This window comes from Kitasatospora sp. NPDC101183, assembly GCF_044767945.1.
Lineage (GTDB): Bacteria > Actinomycetota > Actinomycetes > Streptomycetales > Streptomycetaceae > Kitasatospora.
Window position 1 is genome coordinate 19440 of sequence record NZ_JBIWOW010000045.1, and the last position, 21035, is coordinate 40474.

A 21035-nucleotide genomic window follows, 5' to 3' on the forward strand; every position below is an offset into this window, starting at 1 on the left:
ATGGCCCCCATGCGCATCGTGGCACTGGCAGGCGGAATCGGCGGAGCGCGCTTCCTGCGCGGACTCCTGAAGGCGGTCGGACCGCAGGACGAGATCACCGTCATCGGCAACACCGGCGACGACATCCACCTCTTCGGCCTCAAGGTCTGCCCCGACCTCGACACCGTGATGTACACCCTCGGCGGCGGCATCCACGAGGAGCAGGGGTGGGGCCGCACCGAGGAGACCTGGTCCATCAAGGCCGAGATGAAGGAGTACGGCGTCGGGCCCGAGTGGTTCGGGCTCGGCGACCGCGACTTCGCCACCCACCTCGTCCGCAGCCAGATGCTGGCCGCCGGATACACCCTCAGCCAGGTCACCGAGGCGCTGTGCGTGCGCTGGAAGCCCGGCGTGCGGCTGCTGCCGATGAGCGACGACCGGGTCGAGACCCACGTGCGCATCACCGACGAGCAGGGCACCCGGGCGATCCACTTCCAGGAGTACTGGGTCCGGCTGCACGCCGCCGTCGACGCGGAGGCGATCGTCGCCGTCGGCGCCGACACCGCCAAGCCCGCGCCCGGCGTGCTCGAGGCGATCGCCGAGGCGGACGTCGTCCTGTTCCCGCCGTCCAACCCCGTCGTCTCGATCGGCACCATCCTCGCCGTCCCCGGCATCCGGGAGGCCGTCGCCGCCGCGCCCGCGCCCGTCGTCGGGCTCTCCCCGATCATCGGCGGGGCGCCCGTGCGCGGGATGGCCGACAAGGTGCTCGCCGCCGTCGGCGTCGAGGCCACGGCGGAGGCCGTCGCGCTGAACTACGGCTCCTCGCTGATCGACGGTTGGCTGGTCGACACCGCCGACGAGGCCTCCGTGGCCGCCGTCGAGGCCGGCGGGATCGCCTGCCGGGCCGTGCCGCTGCTGATGACCGACGTCGACGCCACCGCCGAGATGGCCCGGGCCGCGCTCGCGCTGGCCGAGCAGGTGCGCCGATGACCGTGGAGATCCTGGGGGTCGAAGGCCTCCCGGAGATCGAGGCGGGCGCCGACCTCGCCGCGCTGCTGGCCAAGGCCGGCACGTACGAGGACGGCGACGTCCTGGTCGTCACCTCGAAGATCGTCAGCAAGGCGGAGGGGCGGCTGCTGCGGGCCGACGACCGCGAGGCCGCGATCGACGCCGAGACCGTCCGCGTCGTCGCCCGGCGCGGGCGGGCCCGGATCGTGGAGAACCGCAACGGGTTCGTCATGGCCGCCGCCGGCGTCGACGCCTCCAACACCGCGCCCGGCACCGTGCTGCTGCTGCCCGAGAACCCGGACGCCTCGGCGCGCGCCCTGCGCGACGGACTCCAGCGGCTCACCGGGCGCCGGCTCGCCGTCCTCGTCACCGACACCTTCGGACGGCCCTGGCGCAGCGGGCTCACCGACGTCGCCATCGGCGCCGCCGGGCTCCCCGTCCTGGAGGACCACCGGGGGCGCACCGACAGCCACGGCAACGAGCTCGCCCTGACCGTCGTCGCCACCGGCGACGAACTCGCCGCCGCCGCCGACCTGGTGAAGGGCAAGGCCACCGGGGTCCCGGTCGCCGTCGTGCGCGGGCTCGGCCACCTCGTCACCGAGGAGGACGGCGAGGGCGCCCGGCCGCTGGTGCGCTCCTCCGTCGACGACATGTTCCGCCTCGGCACCTCCGAGGCCCTGCGCGAGGCCGTCACCCTGCGGCGCACCGTCCGCGCCTTCACCGACGCGCCCGTCGACCCGGACGCCGTCCGGCGGGCCGTCGCCGCGGCCGTCACCGCGCCCGCGCCGCACCACACCACGCCTTGGCGGTTCGTGCTGCTCGAATCCCCCGAGCGGCGCGTGCGGTTGCTCGACGCCATGCTCGACGCCTGGCGGCGCGACCTGCGCGAACTCGACGGCTGGGACGAGGCCCGCATCGCCCGGCGCACCGCCCGCGGCGACGTGCTGCGCAACGCGCCGTACCTGGTCGTGCCCTGCCTCGTCATGGACGGCTCCCACGCCTACCGCGACGAGCGGCGGGCCACGGCGGAGCGGGAGATGTTCACCGTCGCCGCCGGTGCGGCGGTGCAGAACCTGCTCGTCGCGCTCACGGGCGAGGGCTACGGCTCGGCGTGGGTGTCGTCCACGATGTTCTGCCGCGACACGGTGCGGAAGTCCCTGGACCTGCCGGACAGTTGGGACCCGATGGGCGCCGTCGCCATCGGCCGCCCGGCCGAGGCTCCCCGGCTCAGGCCGCGGCGCGGCGCGGAAGCTTTCATCGAGGTCCGGTAGAAATCACAGGTCTCGATAGACCTCGCGGCGGTGGCCGACATGGACGACCAGGACCAGCAGGACATCGCCGCGAAGCTGGTAGACCGCGCGATAGTCGCCCACTCGGAGTCGGTAGAGGTCGTCGTTGCCGGTCAACTTCTTGACATCGGGTCCGTCTGCGAACGGGTCGTCCCCAAGCGCGGTGAGTGCGGTGAGAATACGCATCGCCTGAAACTGACCGATCGCACGGAGTTGGCGTCGGGCGTGCGCGGTAAAACCGAAGGCGTACTTCACGCAGCGCTCCCGGCGGAGTCCGCAGGCGATCCGAACAGGTCTGCCATCAGCTCGGCCATGGTCACGGTCGGTTCGTCCAGGTGCTTCCGCGCTTCACGGGCAAGGAGCTCATCCTCTGCCTCCTCTATGGCGTCGAGGATCTCGATCGGCACGACAGCCCCGACACGCTCGCCCTTGCGTGTGATCACGGTGATCTCACCGGCCTCCGCCCGGCTGATGACCTCAGCGAGGTGGGCACGGGCTTCACGGATGTTCATTGCGTCAGCCATACGGCCAGCGTACACATCGGCGCGTACACAACGCAGGGCTTTCGCTCAGCGGTGGCGGTGGTCGTTCGGGGTGAGGCGGGGGCCGAAGCGGGGGGCGTGGGCGCCGGTGGCCGCCAGGAGGCGGCAGACGCGGTGGCGGTGGGGGCGGTAGGGCTCCAGGAGGGCCAGCATCTCGGCGTCGTCGCTGCGGGGGCGGCCGGCCAGGGCCCAGCCGACCAGGTTGGGGAGGTGGAAGTCGCCGATCGAGACGGCGTCCGCGTCGCCGTTGCTGCGCTGGAGGGTCTCGGCCGCCGTCCAGAGGCCGATGCCCGGGACGGCCGTCAGCCGGGCGACCGCCTGCTCGTGCCCCATCGCCGAGGCCTCCTCCAGGCGCGGCGCCAGCCGGACGGCGCGCATCACCGTCGCCGAGCGCTTGGGGTCGACCCCCGCCCGGTGCCACTCCCAGCTGGGGACCGTCGCCCACTCGCGCGCCGAAGGCGCCACCCGCATGCCCTCGGCCGGGCCGGGGGCCGGGGTGCCGAAGTCCCGCAGCAGGATGCGGAAGGCGCGGTACGCCTCGTCGGTGGTGACCTTCTGCTCCAGGATCGCCGGGACGAGGGACTCCAGGACCAGCCCGGTACGGGCGAGGCGCACCCCGGCCGTGCGGCGCTGGGCGTCGCGCAGCGGGCCTGCTGGCAGGTGCAGGTCCTCCGGGTGGTCCTCGGCGCCGAGGAGGACGGGCAGGCGGTCGAGCAGCCACTGCGCGCCGGGGCCCCAGGCGGTGGCCTCGACCTCGCCGCCCGCCGGGCACGGCAGCACCCGGAGGGTGCCGACGCCGGCCGGGGTGCGGGAGGCGCGCCAGATCGCGCCGTCGCCGGTGGAGCGGTAGGACGGGTCGGCCGGGCCCCGGCGCAGGGGCAGCAGTGTGCGGGGGACGTCCAGGGGGAACCCCGGGCGCCAGCGCCGTGTCGACTCGCCTGCCATCCGGCCGTGCACCTCCTCCGATGAGGTGAGGAAGGATACGCGGCGGCACCGTCAGGGGGTCGGCGGCAGCGGCGGCTGCGGGGCGGGCGGCTGCTGGAGGCGGGTGGCGGCGGTGCGCAGGGCCGGGAGGGCGGCGTAGAGGGAGGTGCCGGGGCATTCGGTGGTGAAGGCGTCGCGGTGGCCGGAGATCGCGTCGAAGTCGACGACCGTGCCCTTGGGGTAGCGGCTGGCGTCGGAGGAGGAGGTGAGCCTGGTGCGGCCGTCCGCGGGTTGCCCGGTGAGGGAGAGCTTCCAGGCGGCGACGGCGGCGAGACCGTCCTGGAGGGGCTGCGGCGGGGCGGCGTCGACGTAGGTGCCGATGGCGGCGACGCCGGAGGAGTCGGTGTTGAAGCCGAGGGTGTGGGCGCCGTGGACGGGCTGGTCGACGCCGCCGGCGCGGCCCTCGTACACCGTGCCGCAGCGGTCGACGAGGAAGTTGTAGCCGATGTCCCGCCAGCCGCTGGTCTGAACGTGGTACTGGTAGATCGCCCGGATGACCCGCGGGGCGTCGGCGCACGCGTAGTCCGTCGCGGTGGCCGTGTGGTGGACGAACACCTCCCGCACCGGGCCCGTGTACTCGAAGTCCTTGTCCCGCAGCGACTCGTCGGCGCCCCACCCGGCCCGGGTGACGATCGCCGGCCGGGGGGCGGCGGCGGGCACCGTACGGGTCGCGGCCCCGCCCGGGGCGCCCGCGCCGGGGTCGACGAGTTCCAGCCGCAGCCCGGGCGGCGGCCCGGCGGGGCCGGGGCGGACGTCGACGGCGACGCCGTCTCTGCGGCCCGTCCACAGCGGGGCGGTGGAGCCGTGCGGGGCGCGGTCGGGGCCGTCCTCGGCGGCCGTCTCCAGGGGGTGCCAGTCGCTCCACCCGCCGGTGTCCGCGTCCCGGGTGCGGACGCGTACGGCGCCGCCGGCGAGCGCGTCGGCCGGGCCGTCCCAGCGCAGGCCGAGGAGTTCGAACGGCCGGGTGCCGCGCGCGGCGAGCGGCCGGCCGGCCGTCAGCGGCAGCGAGGTGGTGGTGCCGCCGCCGGGGAAGCCGCGGCGGGAGGAGCCGTCCGTGGCGGAGGCGGGGGCGGGCTGGAGGAGCAGGGCACAGGTGCAGCCGGCGAGCAGTGCGGCCGGGAGGGAGAAGCGCATACAGCGGATGTTCTCCGCAAACCGGACGCCCCGCCACGGCGGCCCGCCAGGGCGCGGCCACCCCTCCCGGCCCGCCACCCGAAGGCCGTAGGCTGGGGCGCACCATGACTGCGCCTTTCGCTGCCGATGCCCGCACCCCCGTCGAGCTGCTGCACGCATACCTGCGAGGCGGCACCCCGTCGGTCGACCCCGCGGCCCCGCTGGTCACCTTCTACGACGACGCCACCGGCGAACGGGTGGAGCTCTCCGCCCGGACCTTCGACAACTGGGTGGCCAAGACGGCCAACCTGCTGCAGGACGAACTGAACGCCGGCCCGGGCGACCGCGCCGCGCTGCTGCTGCCCGCCCACTGGCAGAGCGCCGTCTGGCTGCTGGCCTGCTGGTCGGTCGGGGTGACGGCGGTACCGGGCGGGGACCCGGCCGCCGCCGACCTGGTGGTGAGCGGCCCGGACGGCCTGGAGGCCGCCGAGGCCTGCGAGGGCGAGCGCGTCGCGCTCGCCCTGCGCCCGCTGGGCGGCCGGTTCCCGCAGCGCCCCGACGGCTTCCTGGACTACGCCGCCGAGGTGCCCGGCCAGGGCGACCGCTTCGCGCCGTACTCCCCCGTCACCCCGGACGCGCCGGCGCTGGAGACCGGCGTGGACGGGCTGCCGCTCAAGCTGACCGGCGAGCAGACCGTGGCCCTGGCCCGGGAGGGCGCCGCCCGGCTGGGCCTGAACCCCGGCGACCGCGTCCTGTCCACCGCCTCGTACGACGACTGGTCGGGCCTGGAGGCCGGCCTGCTGGCCCCGCTGGCGGCCGGCGCCTCCGTGGTGCTGTGCCGCAACTCGCAGGACCTGGACGCCGAGCAGTGGGAGAAGCGGACGGAATCCGAACGGGTGACACTGCGCCTCGGGTAACCCCCGGCTCCGGCCCGGCGGGTAGGGATCGCTGCCATGGCCGAGGACGAGACCCCGATGACCGATCCCCCGACGACCGCTCCCCCGGGCGGCCGGGAACGTCCACGACGGCGCCGGCGGTGGCTGATGATCACCGCCGGCGCCGTCGCGTTCCTGCTGGTCGCGACCGGGGTCCTGCTCTGGGTCGCGTACCGCAGGCTGGACGGCAACATCCGCACCGACTCGGCCACCGACCGGCTGCTGGCGAAGCTGGAGGCCGAGCGCCCGAGCCGGACGGCGGGGGCGAAGGGCGCCGAGAACATCCTGCTGATCGGCAGCGACGACCGCTCCGGCGCCAACGGCGCGTACGGCGGCGAGGCGGGCACCCAGCGCTCGGACACCACGATCCTGCTGCACCTGGCGGCCGACCGTCGGCACGCGACGGCCGTCTCGATCCCGCGCGACGTCATGGTGCCCGTGCCCGCCTGCGACCAGCCGGACGGCACCCGCAGCAGGCCCGCGACGGTGCAGTTCAACTGGGCGTTCGAACGCGGCGGCCCGGCCTGCTCGATCCGCACCGTCGAGCAGTTGAGCGGCATCCGGATCGACCACTACGTGATCCTCGACTTCTCCGGCTTCAAGACGATGGTGGACGCCGTCGGCGGGGTCGAGGTGTGCGTGCCGCAGGCGATCCACGACAAGGACGCCAAGCTGGACCTGCCCGCCGGGCGGCAGACCCTGCACGGCGAGCAGGCGCTCGGCTACGTCCGGGCGCGGGAGAGCCTGGGCGACGGCAGCGACACCCAGCGGATGGGGCGTCAGCAGCAGTTCCTGGCCTCGCTGCTGCGCAAGGTGCAGTCGCAGGGGGTGCTGCTGAACCCGGCGAGGCTGTGGCCGGTGCTGGACGCGGCCACCTCCTCCGTCCGGGCGGACGGCGGGCTGTCCTCGCTCGGCGCGCTGTACGACCTCACCCAGGACCTGCGCGGCGTCCCCTCGCCGGACGTGGTGTTCCTGACGGCGCCGCGCCGCCCGTACCGCTACGACTCGGACCGGGACGAGTTCGTGCAGCCGCAGACCGGGCAGTTGTTCGCCGCGCTGCGGGAGGACCGGCCGATCACCGTCCGGCCGCCCGGCTCGGCCCCGGCGCCGACGGCGAGCCCGAGCCCCGGCCCGACCGTCGACGCCGGTTCGGACGAGGCCGCGTCACCCTCCGCGAGCGCCTCGCCCACCTTCGAGGGACGGACGGCCGACGTGGACGCCTGCGCCCAGCACTGAGGCCTTTGCCGTCCCATTGCCCTTGCGTGACCGACGTCATACCCGGAACGATTACCCCGCGCGGCTCGTCTAGTGTGTCCGAATCGGCGTGCCGCCACCGCGGGCCCGCCCCGTGACCGGACCGGACGTAGGGAACCGCGTGCAGCAGGACATACCGGAAACCGGCCAGGGCAGCGGAACGGGCCGCCGGGACAGCCGGCGCCGGGCGGCCGCCGCCGCACGGCGGGCGAGACGCCGCCGGGCGCTCAAGTGGACGGCCGGGACGGGCGCGCTGGTGCTGGTCGCCGGCTGCGGCGGGGCGGTCTACCTCTACCAGCACTTCAACAACAACCTGACCTCGGTCAAGGTCGACGTCGGCCGCGAGGAGGAGCGCCCCAAGGCCGCCGGGGACGCGCTGAACATCCTGGTCCTGGGCACCGACAGCCGCGAGGGCCTCGGCCGCGAGTACGGCGACGCGGGCAGCGCGGGGCACGCGGACACCACACTGCTGTTCCACGTCGCCAAGGACCGCTCCAACGCGACGGTGATGAGCATCCCGCGCGACCTGATGGTGCCGATCCCGGAGTGCCAGTCGGCGGACGGGAAGAAGAAGATCCCCGGCACGGCGCGGGACATGTTCAACAACAGCCTCGGGCAGTCCGGCCGCGACCCGGGCTGCGCCTGGAAGACCGTCGAGAAGGTCACCGGCATCCGGGTCGACCACTTCGTGGAGGTCAACTTCGAGGCCGTGAAGACGCTTTCGACGGCCGTCGGCGGGGTCGAGGTGTGCGCGGCCAAGGACATCGACGACAAGGACTCGCACCTGAAGATGACCAAGGGCCGGCACGTGGTCCAGGGGGACGAGGCACTGGCCTTCGTCCGCACCCGGCACGCGGTGGGCTTCGGCGGGGACCTCACCCGCATCCCGCTCCAGCAGCAGTTCATCAGCTCGATGATCCGCAAGATCAAGAGCGACGACACCCTGACCAGCCCGTCCAAGCTCTACAAGCTCGCCGACGCCGCCACCAAGGCGCTCACCGTGGACTCCGGGATCGGCAGCGTCGACAAGCTCAAGGACCTGGCGCTGGACATCAGCAAGGTGGACACCAAGAACATCACCTTCGCCACCGTGCCCGTCCTCGACGACCCCCGGGACGAGGACCGGCTGATACTCAAACAGCCGGACGCGGGGCAGCTGTTCGCGATGATCGCGGGCGACCTCTCGCTGACGGAGACGGCCGCACCGCCCGCACCGGCCGCCACCGGTGCGCCGACCGCCACCACCCCTTCGGTGGACCCGAAGGACGTCCGGGTGACGGTGCGCAACGGCAGCGGGACGCGCGGACAGTCCACCCCGACGGTGGAGAAGCTCCGCGCCAAGGGCTTCACCAAGGCCACGGTGGCGAGCGACGCCCCGGCGGCCGCGACCACCACCGTCTCCTACCCGGCCGGCCGGGAGGCCGAGGCCGCCGCGCTCGCCGCCGCCCTCGGGCTGCCGGGCGGCGCGGCCGAGGCGGACCCGAAGGCCGACCCCAAGGACGCGCTGGTGCTGGTGCTCGGCAAGGACGCGCTCGACGCGGGCCCGGGCGCGCAACAGCCGCCGACGGCCGCACCCAAGGACCTCCAGCGGGTGCAGGCGGACGACGTGGACGTCTGCGCCAAGTAGCTACTCCCGCACGAGCGTTGAGCCGTCCTCGCGGTAGCGCTCGCCGGTGCGGGGGCAGGCCCAGCGGCCCTCGCCGGCGGGCTCCAGGCGCTCGCCGGCGCGGCCGACCCAGCCGATCCGGCGGGCCGGGACCCCGGCGACCAGGGCGAAGTCGGGGACGTCCCGGGAGACCACCGCGCCCGCCGCGACCAGCGCCCAGCGGCCGACCGTCACCCCGGCGACCAGCACCGCGCGGGCCCCGATCGAGCAGCCCTGACGGAGCGTCACTCCAGCGGCGTGCCAGTCGAGTTCGGTCTTGAGCCGCCCGTCCGGAGTCACGGCGCGGGGGTTGCGGTCGTTGGTGAGGACGACGGCCGGGCCGATGAACACCCCGTCCTCGACCACGGCCGGCTCGTACACCAGCGCGTGGTTCTGCACCTTGACCCTGTCCCCGATCCGCACGCCCGGGCCGACGTACGCGCCGCGGCCGATCACGCAGTCGGCGCCGACCACGGCGTGCTCACGGACCTGGGCGAGGTGCCAGACCGTCGTCCCGGCGCCGATCGCGGCCCGTTCGTCCACATCGGCGCTCGGCTCGATCCTGGCTGCTGAGGAGTCCATGGGGACGGACCTTAGGGCCTGTCTCTTGGATTTTGTCGGATCAGCGTGCGGCGTCTGGGTGCGTGCATCGCAAGGCGGAGGAGGGAGCCCATGCGGAGCATTGGCGACCGACGACAACGCGGCGAGGTGCGTGCCCAGGCGTCGCACGCCCGGCAAGGGTCCAAGAGACAGGCCCTGGGCATCAACGCGCCTGGGAGAGCACGTCCTTGGACGTCGGGGCGGTGCTGGCGATCACCTTGCGGGCCAGCGAGCGCGGCGAGGTGAGGAAGCCGAAGCCCCAGCTCAGGTGCATGGTGGCCAGCGCCACCGGCAGCAGGGCCTTCGCCTTGGCGGACAGGCCCCGGCCCTCGACCACCGAGCCGCCGAGGATGCCCAGCAGGTACGCGCCGGGCGCGGCGAAGAACACCGGGTGGACGGCCGCGCCCAGCACCAGGCCCAGGGTCACGCCGAGGAAGGCGGCCGGCGGGGCGAGGTAGCGCAGGTTGACCGAGCCACGGTGGTAGCGGGTCACGACCCGGCGCCAACGGCCGTAGTCCTTGTACTGCTTGGCGAGCGCCCGCACCGAGGGCCGGGGCCGGTAGGTCACCTTGAGCTGCGGGGTGAACCAGATCAGGCCGCCGTCCTGGCGGATGCGGTAGTTCAGCTCCCAGTCCTGGGCGCGGACGAACTCCTCGTTGTAGCCGCCGAGCTTCTCCAGCACCTCACGGCGGAAGACGCCCAGGTACACGGTGTCGGCCGGGCCGGCCAGGCCGCCGGTGTGGAAGGCCGCGTTGCCGACGCCGATCTTGGAGGTCATCGCGGCGGCGACGGCGTTCTCCCACTCCGTCTCGCCCTCGGCGTGCATGATGCCGCCGACGTTGGCGGCCTCCATCTCGGTGAGCAGCCGCACGGCGGTGTCGATGTACCCGGGGGTGAGCAGGCCGTGGCCGTCCACGCGCACCACTATCGGGTGGCTGGAGCCCTTGATCGCCGCGTTGAGGGCGGCGGGGGTGCGGCCGGTGGGGTTGGGCACGGTCTTGACCCGGCTGTCCTCGGCGACCAGCTCGGCGGCGATCTCGTCGGTGCGGTCGCCGGACGGGCCGAGGGCGATCACCACCTCCAGCTCGCCGGGGTAGTCCTGCTCCAGGATGCGCCGGACGGCGGTGCGCAGGTGTCGTTCCTCGTTGAGCACCGGCATGATCACGGAGACCGCCGGCAGCTCCTCAGCAGCCTTGGTGTTCATCGCGCCCAACCGTACCGGTGCCCGGGGCCCGGCGTCGCATCCGGGCCCGACGGGCTGGAGGCGCTGCTCACAGCAGGTAGTGGGCGACGGTGAACACCGCGTAGGCGCCCAGCACCAGCTTGTTGACGAGGTTCTGCGGGCGGCCCAACCGGTCCGGCAGGGCCTCGGCGGGGCGCAGGTCGGGGCGGTGGGCGGCGACGGCGACGGTCCGCGCCAGCCGTACCGCGTCGAAGCGCTCGCCGAAGTGGCCGGCCAGCGCGGCCATCAGCCGGGTGTTGACGGTGAGGTCGTCGCCCGTGCGCAGCCGCACGGTCAGCGAGCCCTTGTGGACGGCGGCCGCGCCGACCTGGCGCCACTGGTAGCGCCGCACCCGCAGCGAGGTGGCCACCCGCAGGCCGTCCCGGTCGGCGACCAGCTGCCAGGAGCAGGCGCGGGCGCAGGCGGCGACGACCATGGTGCCGAGCCAGAGCGGGCGCAGCAGCCCCTCCCAGAGGCCGTCGCCGCCGAGCAGCACGGAGAGGGCGGCGACGGCCGCGGCGGCGAGCGGGCCGCCCAGGACCCGTACGGGCAGGGGCAGTTCCCAGCGCAGGGCGGGCAGCGGTTCGGCGCCGGGGGCGGGGGCGGCGGCCACCGTGCGGGCGCTGATCCGGGCGACGGACTCCTCGCGTTCGCGGCGCTTGCGGACGGCGCGTTCCACGCGCGGGGCGCGGGCCACGGGGGCGACCACGGAGGCGACCCAGAGCGGGTCGCCCTGCACCAGGGCGGGGCGGAGGAGGAGTTGGGGGTCGATGCCGTCGGGGCCCCGGTAGAGCACGGCCGGGACCGTGCGGTCGGTGTCGGAGGCGGTGGGCGCGGCGGCGGGGGACGGCTCCGGCTCCTCCGGGTAGTCCGTCTCGTCCCCCTCGATGTCGGGGTGTTCGAGGACCCAGCGCGGCTCGGGATCGTCCGGCAGTCCCTCGTGCGCCCAGTAGAAGCGGTCGCGTTCGGCGAGCCGCCACAGCGGGCGCGCCGTCGGCGGGGCGTCCACGGGCAGGACCAGCAGGCCGCCCCGGGAGTCGGCGCGCAGCCGGACGGCCAGGGCGGGGGCGGCGCCCTCGAAGGCGGGCCGGTGGCGGCGGGTGTCGTGGACGAGGGCGGAGCCGAGCAGCACCAGGGCGGGCAGGGCGAGCAGGCCGCCGAAGGCCAGCTGCTCCGACAGGTCGTACTCCTCGCCCTCGGCGCGCACGTGCTCGCCGTCCAGCAGCAGCGGGACGCCCTGGCCGGGCTGGGGGCGGTCGGCCCACCAGAGGTCGAGCTTCGCGGTGCGCGTGTCCCCGCCGCCGGGCGGCTGGTAGCGGACGGTGAGGACGCCCTCGGCGTCGCTCTCCCCCGCCGTGCCGGTGACGCGGACGGACCGCTCGCCGACGGCGTCCCACTGGTGCTGCTCCCACAGGCCGTAGAGAGGAAGCGCCACGGCCCCCGCCAGCAGCAGGCCGCCGAGCAGGCGCCGCCCGACCGGGGGCGGGCCCGGGGGGTTGAGCGGCCAGGGCGGGCCGGCCGCCGTCCAGGGGAAGTCCACGGGCGGGTTCATGATCTCGTCGAGCTGCTGGCGGGCCCTGCGGCGGCCGAGTTCGGCGGCGGCCAGCAGGGCGGTCAGCAGCACGTGGACCAGCACGGTGGACCAGCGGGCGAGCGGGTGGACGAGCCCGTTCGGGGCGTACCAGAGCAGCGCCAGCGCGACCGGCGGGACGAGGGCGCGGACGCGGGGCTTGAGGAGCAGCAGGACGGTCTCGGCGAGCACCGTCCAGATCGCGAGGGTCTCGCCCCAGCCCTCGTGGCAGAGGCCCTGCTCGTTGCAGACGCCGGGGGTGTCCGGCTCCAGGGAGGCGGCGAGGATCAGGACGCCGACGGGCACCAGCGCGAGCCACCGGCTGTCCAGCCGCCAGGCCGTACGGGCGGCGCGCCAGCGGTCGGCGGAGGAGGCGGTGAAGGGCGCGGCGCTGGGCAGCGACGGAGCGTCCGGGGAGTACATCGGACGATCATCTCAGCGGCGGCGCAAGGGAAGCACCGCGGGGCCGGGTGCGCTCGGCACCCGGCCCCGACGGCCCCCGTTCCCCCCGTTACCGCCGTGGGATCCCCCGTGACTCCCCCGTCGGCCCCCATGGGCTCCCCCGTACCCGGCTTCCCCCTGAGGCCGGGTCAGTCCGTCGCGATCGCCGCGAGGACGTTCATCCGCCCGGCCCGGAAGGCCGGGATCAGCGCGGCCAGCAGGCCGATCACCACCGAGGCGACCAGCGTCAGCCCCACCGTGACGACCGGGACGGACAGCGTCCCGAGGCCCTGGTCCCGCAGCACCCGCTGGGCGGTGACGCCCCAGGCCAGGCCGAGCCCGGTGCCCAGGACGGCTCCGAAGAGCGCGATCACCACGGACTCCAGCCGGATCATCCGGCGCAGCTGGCGGCGGGAGAGCCCGATCGCCCGCAGCAGGCCGATCTCCCGGGTGCGCTCGACCACCGACAGCGCCAGCGTGTTCACCACGCCGAGCACCGCGACGATGATCGACAGCGTGACCAGCCCGTAGATCAGGTAGAGCAGGGTGTTGATCTGGCCCTGCACCAGCTCCTTGTAGCCGGCCTGGTCCTTGATGTTGAGCTGCGGGTACTCCTTGAGGCCGTCCTCCAGCGCGGTCAGCGTCTTGGCGACGTCGGTGCCGGGCGAGGCCTTGGCGAAGAAGGTCCACACCGGCGGCCGGTCGGCGGCCGGGACGACCTTGCCCATGGTCTCCAGGTCGACGAAGGAGCCCGAGCCGTACAGCCCGCCCTTCTGGAAGACCGCGCCCACCGCCAGGCTCTGGGTGTGGCCCTTGCCGTAGTCGACGGTGACCTGGTCGCCGACCTTGAGGTTGTGGTCCTTGGCGAAGACCTCGCCGATGCCGATCGTGCCGCGCCCCACCGCGTCCGCCGAGCCGGCGGTGGTGGTCGGGCGGAAGTCGGTGCCGAAGAAGGTCGGGGGAACGGCGGTCAGCTCGTTCTTGACCTTCTGGCCGTCCGGCAGCACGAGCTTGGAGGCGAAGAAGAACTCCTGGGTGGTGATGTGGTCGATGCCCGGGGTCTTCCGGACCGTCTCCATCATCTCGGGGGTGATCGCGGTGCGACCGCCGGAGATGATGTAGTCCACGCCCACCGACTTGTCGATCTGCGCGCTGGTCGAGGTGACCGCCGAGGAGCTGAACACCGAGGCGGCGATGACCAGGGCCAGGCCGATCATCAGCGCGGCGGCGGTGGCGCCGGTGCGGCGCGGATTGCGCATCGCGTTGCGCTGGGCGAGCTTGCCGGACGGGCCGAACAGCGCCGGCAGCACCGAGCCGAGCACCCGGATCACGGCCGAGGCCAGCAGCGGGCCGAGCACCACGAAGCCGACCAGGGTGAGCACCACGCCCAGGCCCAGCATCTTGCCGCCCTCGGCGGCCTTCTCGGCCTTCGCGCCGAGCACCAGCACCGCGCCGCCGCCCGCCGTCAGCACCAGGCCGACGATCGAACGGATCAGGTTGGCGCGGCCGTCCGCCGGGGTCCCGTGGTCCCGCAGGGCCTCGATCGGCGCGATCCTGCTCGCCCGGCGGGCCGGGAACCACGCGGCGACCACGGTGACGACGATGCCGAGCGCGTACCCGGCGACGAAGACGTCCGGCCCGATCTGCAGGTCGGCCGCCTTGAGGTCCATCCCGATGGCGTTCATCAGGGCGACCAGGCCGACGGCCACGCCCAGGCCGACCCCGATGCCGATGGTCGAGCCGAGCACGCCCAGGATCAGCGCCTCGACCAGCACCGAGCGGTTGACCTGGCTGCGGCTGCCGCCGACGGCGCGCAGCAGGCCGATCTCCCGGGTGCGCTGGGCGACCAGCATCGAGAAGGTGTTGACGATCAGGAAGATGCCGACGATCGCGGAGACGAAGGCGAAGCCGAGCATCGCGTACGTCATGAAGTCGAGGCCCTGGCCGACGGCCTTGCTGTTCTCGTCCTTCTGCTCGGCCGCGGTCTTGGCCTGGAAGCCGCCGCCGAGCTTGGCCAGCACGTCGGCCTTGATCTGGTCGTTGGTGCGGCTGCCGTCGCCGAACAGCTCGACGGAGGTGAACGCCTGCTCGCCGAGCAGTTCCGTCTGGGCGGTCGCGGTGTCGGTGAAGGCCAGCGCCGCACCGGGGTTGGTGGTGGTGAAGGTGACGATGCCGGCGAGGGTGAAGTCGTGCTTGCCGACGGGGTTCTCGACCCGCACCTTGTCGCCGAGGTTGAGCTTGGCCTTCTTGGCGGTGTCGGCGTCCAGCACCAGGTCGTCCGGGCCCTGCGGGAGGTGTCCGGAGGTGAGCCTCGTCGGGTTGCGCGGGGTGTCCGTCCAGTTGCCGACCAGGGTCGGCGCGCCGGTGGTCGGGCCGACCAGCTTGTTGGTGGCCGGGTTGACCAGGACGGCGTTGTCCACCGAGACCTGGCCGAGGGCGCTCTTCACCCCGGATATCCCGGCCAGTTGCTTCTCGACCGCGATCGGCACGGTCGGCGGCTTGACGGCCGCCTGCTGGCCCGACTCGTCGTCCTCGGACGGCTTGGGCGGCTGGACGGAGACGTCGGAGGCGGTGGCGGCGAAGAGCTTGTCGAAGGTGCTGGTCGCGGTGTTGGAGAACACCAGCGTGCCGGACACGAAGGCGACCGACAGCACCACGGCGATGAGGGAGAGCACCATTCGGCCCTTGTGGGCGAAGAAGCTCCGCAGTGAGGTCTTGAGCAGCATGGTCTCGTCGTCCGCCCGCTCAGCTCGTGCGCTTGCCGTCGAAGCGGCGCATGCGCTCCAGGACGGAGTCGGCGGTGGGCGCGTGCATCTCGTCGACGATCACGCCGTCGGCGAGGAACAGGACGCGGTCCGCGTATCCGGCGGCGACCGGGTCGTGGGTCACCATGACGATGGTCTGGCCGAGTTCGTCCACCGAGCGGCGCAGGAAGGTCAGCACCTCGGCGCCGGAGCGGGAGTCGAGGTTGCCGGTGGGCTCGTCGCCGAAGATGATCTCGGGGCGGGCGGCCAGGGCTCTCGCCACGGCCACGCGCTGCTGCTGGCCGCCGGAGAGCTGGGTCGGGCGGTGCTTGAGGCGGTCGGCCAGGCCGACGGTCTCCACCACCTGGTCCAGCCAGGCCCGGTCGGGCTTGCGGCCGGCGATGTCCATCGGGAGCGTGATGTTCTCCAGCGCGTTCAGGGTCGGGAGCAGGTTGAACGCCTGGAAGATGAAGCCGATCTTGTCCCGGCGCAGCTTGGTGAGCTGCTTGTCCTTGAGCCCGGTGATCTCGGTGTCGCCGATCCAGATGCGCCCGCTGGTGACGGTGTCGAGGCCGGCCAGGCAGTGCATCAGGGTCGACTTGCCGGAGCCCGAGGGGCCCATGATCGCGGTGAAGCGCCCGCGCTGGATGTCGACGTCCACCGCGTCGAGCGCGGTGACCTTGGTCTCTCCCGATCCGTAGGCCTTGGTGACCTGACGGGCCGCCGCGGCGACGGCGGACTCTCCGCCGGGGAGCTGGGGGTCGTACACGGCTTCTGCCGTCGTCACTGGAGTCTCCTTGGAAGTGGGCCCACCCGTCACCCCGCGCGCTCCTCACCGGAACTCACGGGCACGTCCACCACGTTAGGAGTGCAGCTCCCGGCCTTCGTCCTCCGCCGGAATGAAGCGCTTCAACCAAGGTTCTACGGGGCGCGGCGCCCCTCCCCCTAGGGGTCGCCGCGGCCCGTCTCGGGGTCCCCCCGTACGGGGGCTCAGCCCCTGGTCAGTGCGGGTACGGAGAGCCGCTCCAGGGCGTCGGCGAAACCCTGGACGACGGGGGTCAGCAGGGCGTCGGTCTCGCGCTCGACGAGGGTGCTGCCGTCCTCCCTGGCCGTCACGTGGCGGTCGAGCACGAACCAGCCCTGGGTGATGTGGCCGGCACCCATGGAGCTGAGCACCGGTCGCAGCGCGTAGTCGACGGCGAGGACGTGGGCGGGCGAGCCGCCGGTGGCCAGCGGCAGGACGGCCTTGCCCTCGAGGGCGTACTGCGGGAGCACGTCCAGCAGGGCCTTCAACAGGCCCGAGTAGGCGGCCTTGTAGACGGGGGTGCCGATCACCACGCCGTCGGCCCGCGCGAAGAGTTCGGTGACGGCGACGATCTCGGGGTGGCCGAAGTCGCCGGACAGCAGCGCGTGCGCCGGGAGGCTGCGGGCCTCGAACGGGACGACGTGGTGGCCGCGTTCGGCGAGCTGCGCGTCGACGTGGCGCAGCAGCCGGGTGGTTCGGGAGGTGGCGGACGGGGAGCCGGAAACGGACAGGACGGTGGCCATGGTTCACCTCTGGCAGGAAGCGGGGCGGCGCCGCGCAGCGTGGGGCGGGGACGGCTGCGGGCCGGGTGTCGGGGCGGGGAGCGACGTACGACGGGGAGCGCGCGTCAGCCGCGACAGAGCGAACAGGCCACCCCACGACGCAGATCGACGTGCCGCCGACGCGTGAGAGCCCAACGCTGATCCATGCCGTCGATGCAAACACGTGGTGTTCGAACCGGTCAAGAATCGTTTCAGCAGCCGGAACGCGGGATGTCGGGACGTTACGGCGGAACGATCCGGTACGTGCATCAAAACTGCTACAAGAGGCCCGGTGGGCACCCCGGGAGGAGTCGGCACACCGGGGGTCGGGCATTCTCGACCACATGAACACGTGGCAGGAGGGCCGCCAGGGCGGCGGCGGGAACCCGTACGGCGGCAACGGTACGGGCGGCGGGGCGGCCGAGCCGCCGCTCCCGTCCTCGCTGAACCCGCGCGGGCCGGGGGCTCCCGCACCGCGTCGGCCCGAGCCGCCGCGGCCCTCGGGCATCCCTGGCCAGCAGGGGGCCGGGCAGCAGGGGGCCGGGCAGCAGGGGGCCGGGCAGCAGGGCGCGGCGCTGCCGGACGGGCGCCCGGGCGGTCCGGGGCGCCCCGGCGGGCCGGGCGGCAGCGGCGGCCCGGGCGGTCCCGCCGGTGCGCGTCCGGCCCCGGCGGGGCGGTGGCCGCGGCGGCGGATCGTGAAGTGGTCGGTCTTCGGCGTGCTGATCGCCCTGATGGTGACCTCCGTGTCCACCTGGTTCTGGGCGGACTCCAAGCTCAACCACGAGAACGTGCTGGCCGACTACCCGGGCCGCCCGGCGGCGGGCAAGGGCACCAACTGGCTGATCGTGGGCTCGGACAGCCGCGAGGGCCTGTCCGAGTCGCAGATGGACGACATGCACACCGGCCACGACGTCGAGGGCAAGCGCAGCGACTCGATGATGATCCTGCACATCGGGGACGGCGGGAACACGCTGATGAGCGTCCCGCGCGACTCCTGGGTGCCGATCCCCGAGTACAAGGCCTCCAACGGGAAGACCGTGAAGGCCACCACCTCGAAGATCAACTCGGCCTTCAACAACGGCGGCGGGCGCCTGCTGGTGCAGACCGTCGAGAAGAACACCAACATCCGCATCGACCACTACGCGGAGATCGGCTTCGCCGGGTTCGCCGGCATCGTCGACTCCATCGGCGGCGTCGAGATGCACATCGACAAGGACATCCAGGACAAGGACTCCGGCCTCGACCTCAAGGCCGGCGACCAGACCCTGGACGGCAAGCAGGCCCTCGCCTTCGTCCGCCAGCGCCACCAGATGGCCGACCAGGACCTCGGCCGGATGCGCAACCAGCAGAAGTTCCTCGGCGCGCTGGCCCACCAGGCCGCCTCCCCGGGCAACCTGCTGAACCCGTTCACCTTCTACCCGCTGGTCGACTCGGCGCTGGGCACGCTGATCGTGGACGACGACTGCGGGCTGACGGACCTCGGCTCGCTCTTCCTCGCCATGAAGGACGTCAACGGCGGCAACGGCAAGAGCCTCACCGTCCCGATCGGCAACCCGGACTTCCGGACGAAGACCGGCGAGTCCGCGGTGCAGTGGGACCCGGCGAAGTCCAAGGCCGTCTTCGACGCCTTCCGGAACGACACCGCCGTACCGGACGTCAAGTAACGCTGACATGACGTGACGTAACGTGCGCGGGACGTGACAATGGGTGGATGTCACTCGTCACCGCACTCGTCTACCGCCGCCGTACCCGCCTCCTGGGCCGCCTGGTCCAGGAGGCGCTCGCGTTGTACGGGATGGAGGTGCCGGCCGCCTGCGAGATCGGGCCGGGGCTCACCGTCTTCCACCGGGGCTTCGGCACGGTGCTGCACCCGTACACGACGCTGGGCGCCGGCGTGACGCTGTACAACGGCGTGACCATCGGCCGGGCGGACCCGTGGGTGCCGCAGGAGCTCAGCCGGATGCGGCGGGTGGTGGTGGAGGACGGCGCGGTGCTGTGCGCGGGCGCCAAGGTGGTCTGCAAGGAGGGCGTGCTGACGGTCGGCGCGGGCACGGTCGTGGGCGCCAACGCGGTCCTCACCCGCTCGACCGGGCCCGGCGAGGTCTGGGCCGGGGTGCCCGCGCGCCGGGTCGGCCTGCGGGAGGGGTACGCGCCGCCCGTCGAGGCCGTCGCGCCGTAGAAGTGCCACCGCCCCGGAGTGGGAAGTCGGCCGGGCCGACTTCCCACTCCGGGGCGGTACGCGTTTTCCCCTGGGGTGGTGACTGGGGGTGGTGACTACTCGACCACGCCGGACTTGGCGATGGTGACCTTGGCCGAGGTGCGGCCGCTCTGCGAGCCCTTGGACTCGATCAGCTTGACGACGTCCAGGCCCTCGACGACCTCGCCGAAGACGACGTGCTTGCCGTCCAGCCAGTCGGTGACGATGGTGGTGATGAAGAACTGCGAGCCGTTGGTGTTGCGGCCGGCGTTCGCCATCGACAGCAGGCCCGGCTTGGTGTGCTTGAGCTGGAAGTTCTCGTCCGCGAACTTCTCGCCGTAGATGCTCTTGCCACCGGTGCCGTTGTGGTTGGTGAAGTCACCACCCTGCAGCATGAAGGCCGGGATGACACGGTGGAAGCCGGAGCCCTCGTAGCCGAAGCCGTTCTGGCCGGTGGCCAGCTCGCGGAAGTTGCGGGCGGTCTTCGGAACCACGTCGTCGTAGAGCTTGAAGACGATGCGGCCCGACGGCGCGCCGTCGATCTCGATGTCGAAGAAAACGTTGGAAGCCATGCAGGGATCATGGCACGACCGGCAGCCGCACGCGCGCCACCCCCGCCTCGCAGCCCGTCGGCCGTCAGCCCTTCGGCTTGCGGGCCAGGAGGTAGGCCTGCTGGGCCTTCTCGCCGGCCTCCGGCTCGCGGACGGAACGGAAGGTGACCGGCAGCCCGGCCTCCTCGGACAGCTCCTCCACCCGCTCGGGACGCAGCCTGCGGAAGTCCAGCGTCACCGGGTGGCCCCAGGGGCGCTCCTGCCGGGACGGTTCGTCGCCGGCCTGGAAGGCCATCACCAGGTGGCCGCCGGGGGCGAGCACCCGGGCGAACTCGGCGAAGATCCGTGGGAGTTCCTCCGCCGGGGTGTGGATCAGCGAGTACCAGGCCAGCGCGCCGGTCAACCCGCCATCGCCGTACGGGAGTTCGAACAGCGATCCGACGGTGAACTCCACCTCGGAGTGGTCCCGGCGGGCCAGCTCGACCATCCCGGGCGAGAGGTCGACCCCGGAGACGTCCAGGCCCAGCTCCCGGTGCAGGTACCCGGTCACCCGGCCGGCGCCGCAGCCGAGTTCGGCCACCTTGCCGTCCGGCCGCTCGGAGCGGACGAGTTCGGCGAAGATCCCCAGCACCGCGCGGTCCACCGGACTGGAGTCCATGTGGCCCCGGAAGGCGGCGGTGTAGTCGGCGGCGACGGCGTCGTAGAACGCCCTGGTCTCGGTGATGAACTCCGGCTCGGTGGTCACGGGGTGGGACCTTACGGCGCCAACTCCAGCTCCGCCACCGCCTGTTCGCCGCTGGTCTCGCCGGTCTCCCGGAAGCCGAGACGGGCGTAGAACCCGGCCGGGCCGCTGTCGCCCGGGTGGTAGGTGACGGTGGCGCGGGTGCCGCCCCGGCGGCGGATCTCGGCGCAGACCTGCTCGACGGCGAAGCGGCCGTAGCCGCCGTGCTGGGCCTGCCCGTCGACCAGCAGCCGCCACAGGCCGGAGCGGGGGCGCTCCCCGGGGCGGTCGGGGTAGAAGACGAGGTCGAAGAAGGCCATCACGAAGCCGACCGGCCGCTCGCCGTCCATGATCAGCCGGGGCCAGGCCGCCTCGCCGTGGACGTACGCCTCGGCCAGGGACTTCGCCACCGAGGAGACCAGGTGCTCCTGGCCGGGGCGCACCCGCAGGGCGAGGGCGGCGTCGATGTTCCCGGGGGTGAGCTCGGCGAGGCTGAGGGTGGGGCTGAGGGTGTGCGCGGACATGGCGGGCAGCCTACGAATCGCGGCCGCCCGCCGTCGCGTGATTTTCGCGCGGGCCTTACGGCAGGTTGCGGGCCATGACGATGCGCTGGACCTGGTTGGTGCCCTCGTAGATCTGCGTGATCTTCGCGTCCCGCATCATCCGCTCCACCG

General features: G+C 73.3%; 21 protein-coding genes. 7 read left to right on the forward strand and 14 right to left on the reverse strand.

The genetic code is table 11. The annotated features are described in order from the left end of the window. The first annotated feature begins 9 nt into the window (after positions 1–9). A complete protein-coding gene (gene cofD / locus ACIRRS_RS36610) occupies positions 10–969 on the forward strand; it encodes a 2-phospho-L-lactate transferase (protein WP_402980766.1) in 960 nt (319 codons plus the stop codon). After that, positions 966–2258 (forward strand): coenzyme F420-0:L-glutamate ligase, encoded by a 1293-nt coding sequence (locus tag ACIRRS_RS36615; RefSeq protein WP_402980769.1) that lies wholly within the window; start codon positions 966–968, stop codon positions 2256–2258. The genes cofD and ACIRRS_RS36615 overlap by 4 nt, the downstream gene beginning before the upstream one ends. A 3-nt stretch (positions 2259–2261) precedes the next feature. Here the strand turns inward: ACIRRS_RS36615 and ACIRRS_RS36620 are convergent, their stop codons facing one another. From ACIRRS_RS36620 to ACIRRS_RS36635, 4 genes are read right to left on the reverse strand one after another with little or no spacing between them, the layout of a single operon-like run. Next, positions 2262–2531 (reverse strand): type II toxin-antitoxin system RelE/ParE family toxin, encoded by a 270-nt coding sequence (locus tag ACIRRS_RS36620; protein ID WP_402980772.1) that lies wholly within the window; start codon positions 2529–2531, stop codon positions 2262–2264. Continuing rightward, on the reverse strand, positions 2528–2800 hold the full coding sequence (locus ACIRRS_RS36625; RefSeq protein ID WP_402980775.1) for a type II toxin-antitoxin system Phd/YefM family antitoxin: 273 nt from the start codon (positions 2798–2800) through the stop codon (positions 2528–2530). Before ACIRRS_RS36625 ends, ACIRRS_RS36620 begins: the two co-directional genes overlap by 4 nt. Before the next feature lie 45 nt (positions 2801–2845). Further along, on the reverse strand, positions 2846–3763 hold the full coding sequence (locus ACIRRS_RS36630; RefSeq protein ID WP_402980778.1) for a DNA-3-methyladenine glycosylase family protein: 918 nt from the start codon (positions 3761–3763) through the stop codon (positions 2846–2848). Positions 3764–3814: 51 nt separating this feature from the next. After that, positions 3815–4936 (reverse strand): peptidoglycan recognition protein, encoded by a 1122-nt coding sequence (locus ACIRRS_RS36635; protein ID WP_402980781.1) that lies wholly within the window; start codon positions 4934–4936, stop codon positions 3815–3817. A 104-nt stretch (positions 4937–5040) separates the two neighbouring features. On the opposite strand from ACIRRS_RS36635, the gene ACIRRS_RS36640 reads away from it, so the two are divergent. The 3 genes from ACIRRS_RS36640 (at position 5041) to ACIRRS_RS36650 (ending at position 8731) form a co-directional block, all read left to right on the forward strand. After that, positions 5041–5832 carry a TIGR03089 family protein gene (locus tag ACIRRS_RS36640; RefSeq protein WP_402980784.1) on the forward strand — a complete coding sequence of 264 codons (792 nt, stop codon included), beginning with the start codon at positions 5041–5043 and terminating at the stop codon, positions 5830–5832. 36 nt (positions 5833–5868) lie between these two features. Beyond that, positions 5869–7086, forward strand: a complete 1218-nt coding sequence (locus ACIRRS_RS36645; protein ID WP_402980787.1) for an LCP family protein — start codon at positions 5869–5871, stop codon at positions 7084–7086. Between the two features lie 139 nt (positions 7087–7225). Next, a complete protein-coding gene (locus ACIRRS_RS36650) occupies positions 7226–8731 on the forward strand; it encodes an LCP family protein (protein WP_402980790.1) in 1506 nt (501 codons plus the stop codon). Here the strand turns inward: ACIRRS_RS36650 and ACIRRS_RS36655 are convergent, their stop codons facing one another. The 6 genes from ACIRRS_RS36655 to ssuE form a co-directional block, all read right to left on the reverse strand. After that, the gene (locus tag ACIRRS_RS36655; RefSeq protein ID WP_402980793.1) at positions 8732–9331 is read right to left on the reverse strand and encodes an acyltransferase; all 600 of its coding nucleotides are present in this window, start codon (positions 9329–9331) and stop codon (positions 8732–8734) included. Between the two features lie 181 nt (positions 9332–9512). Continuing rightward, complete coding sequence (locus ACIRRS_RS36660) at positions 9513–10553, reverse strand: glycosyltransferase family 2 protein (RefSeq protein WP_402980796.1); 1041 nt, start codon at positions 10551–10553, stop codon at positions 9513–9515. Positions 10554–10620: 67 nt separating this feature from the next. Continuing rightward, on the reverse strand, positions 10621–12564 hold the full coding sequence (locus ACIRRS_RS36665) for a hypothetical protein (protein WP_402980799.1): 1944 nt from the start codon (positions 12562–12564) through the stop codon (positions 10621–10623). Positions 12565–12731: 167 nt separating this feature from the next. Beyond that, on the reverse strand, positions 12732–15308 hold the full coding sequence (locus tag ACIRRS_RS36670; RefSeq protein ID WP_402980802.1) for an ABC transporter permease: 2577 nt from the start codon (positions 15306–15308) through the stop codon (positions 12732–12734). Positions 15309–15327: 19 nt separating this feature from the next. Beyond that, complete coding sequence (locus ACIRRS_RS36675) at positions 15328–16113, reverse strand: ABC transporter ATP-binding protein (RefSeq protein ID WP_402980805.1); 786 nt, start codon at positions 16111–16113, stop codon at positions 15328–15330. 203 nt (positions 16114–16316) lie between these two features. Continuing rightward, positions 16317–16874, reverse strand: a complete 558-nt coding sequence (gene ssuE / locus ACIRRS_RS36680; RefSeq protein ID WP_402980808.1) for an NADPH-dependent FMN reductase — start codon at positions 16872–16874, stop codon at positions 16317–16319. A 362-nt stretch (positions 16875–17236) separates the two neighbouring features. Between ssuE and ACIRRS_RS36685 the strand changes: the two genes are divergently transcribed. Together ACIRRS_RS36685 and ACIRRS_RS36690 are read left to right on the forward strand one after the other, a co-directional pair. After that, a complete protein-coding gene (locus ACIRRS_RS36685; RefSeq protein WP_402980811.1) occupies positions 17237–18556 on the forward strand; it encodes an LCP family protein in 1320 nt (439 codons plus the stop codon). Between the two features lie 47 nt (positions 18557–18603). Then, entirely contained in the window at positions 18604–19071 is a 468-nt protein-coding gene (locus ACIRRS_RS36690) for a hypothetical protein (protein WP_402980814.1), read from the forward strand. Between the two features lie 95 nt (positions 19072–19166). Here the strand turns inward: ACIRRS_RS36690 and ACIRRS_RS36695 are convergent, their stop codons facing one another. From ACIRRS_RS36695 to ACIRRS_RS36710, 4 genes are all read right to left on the reverse strand, one after another. Further along, positions 19167–19661 carry a peptidylprolyl isomerase gene (locus ACIRRS_RS36695; RefSeq protein WP_402980817.1) on the reverse strand — a complete coding sequence of 165 codons (495 nt, stop codon included), beginning with the start codon at positions 19659–19661 and terminating at the stop codon, positions 19167–19169. Positions 19662–19725: 64 nt separating this feature from the next. After that, complete coding sequence (locus ACIRRS_RS36700; RefSeq protein ID WP_402980820.1) at positions 19726–20385, reverse strand: class I SAM-dependent methyltransferase; 660 nt, start codon at positions 20383–20385, stop codon at positions 19726–19728. Positions 20386–20396: 11 nt separating this feature from the next. Beyond that, on the reverse strand, positions 20397–20885 hold the full coding sequence (locus ACIRRS_RS36705) for a GNAT family N-acetyltransferase (RefSeq protein ID WP_402980823.1): 489 nt from the start codon (positions 20883–20885) through the stop codon (positions 20397–20399). 55 nt (positions 20886–20940) lie between these two features. Next, a partial coding sequence (locus ACIRRS_RS36710; protein WP_132919430.1) for an acyl-CoA dehydrogenase family protein occupies positions 20941–21035 on the reverse strand: 95 nt, incomplete at its 5' end.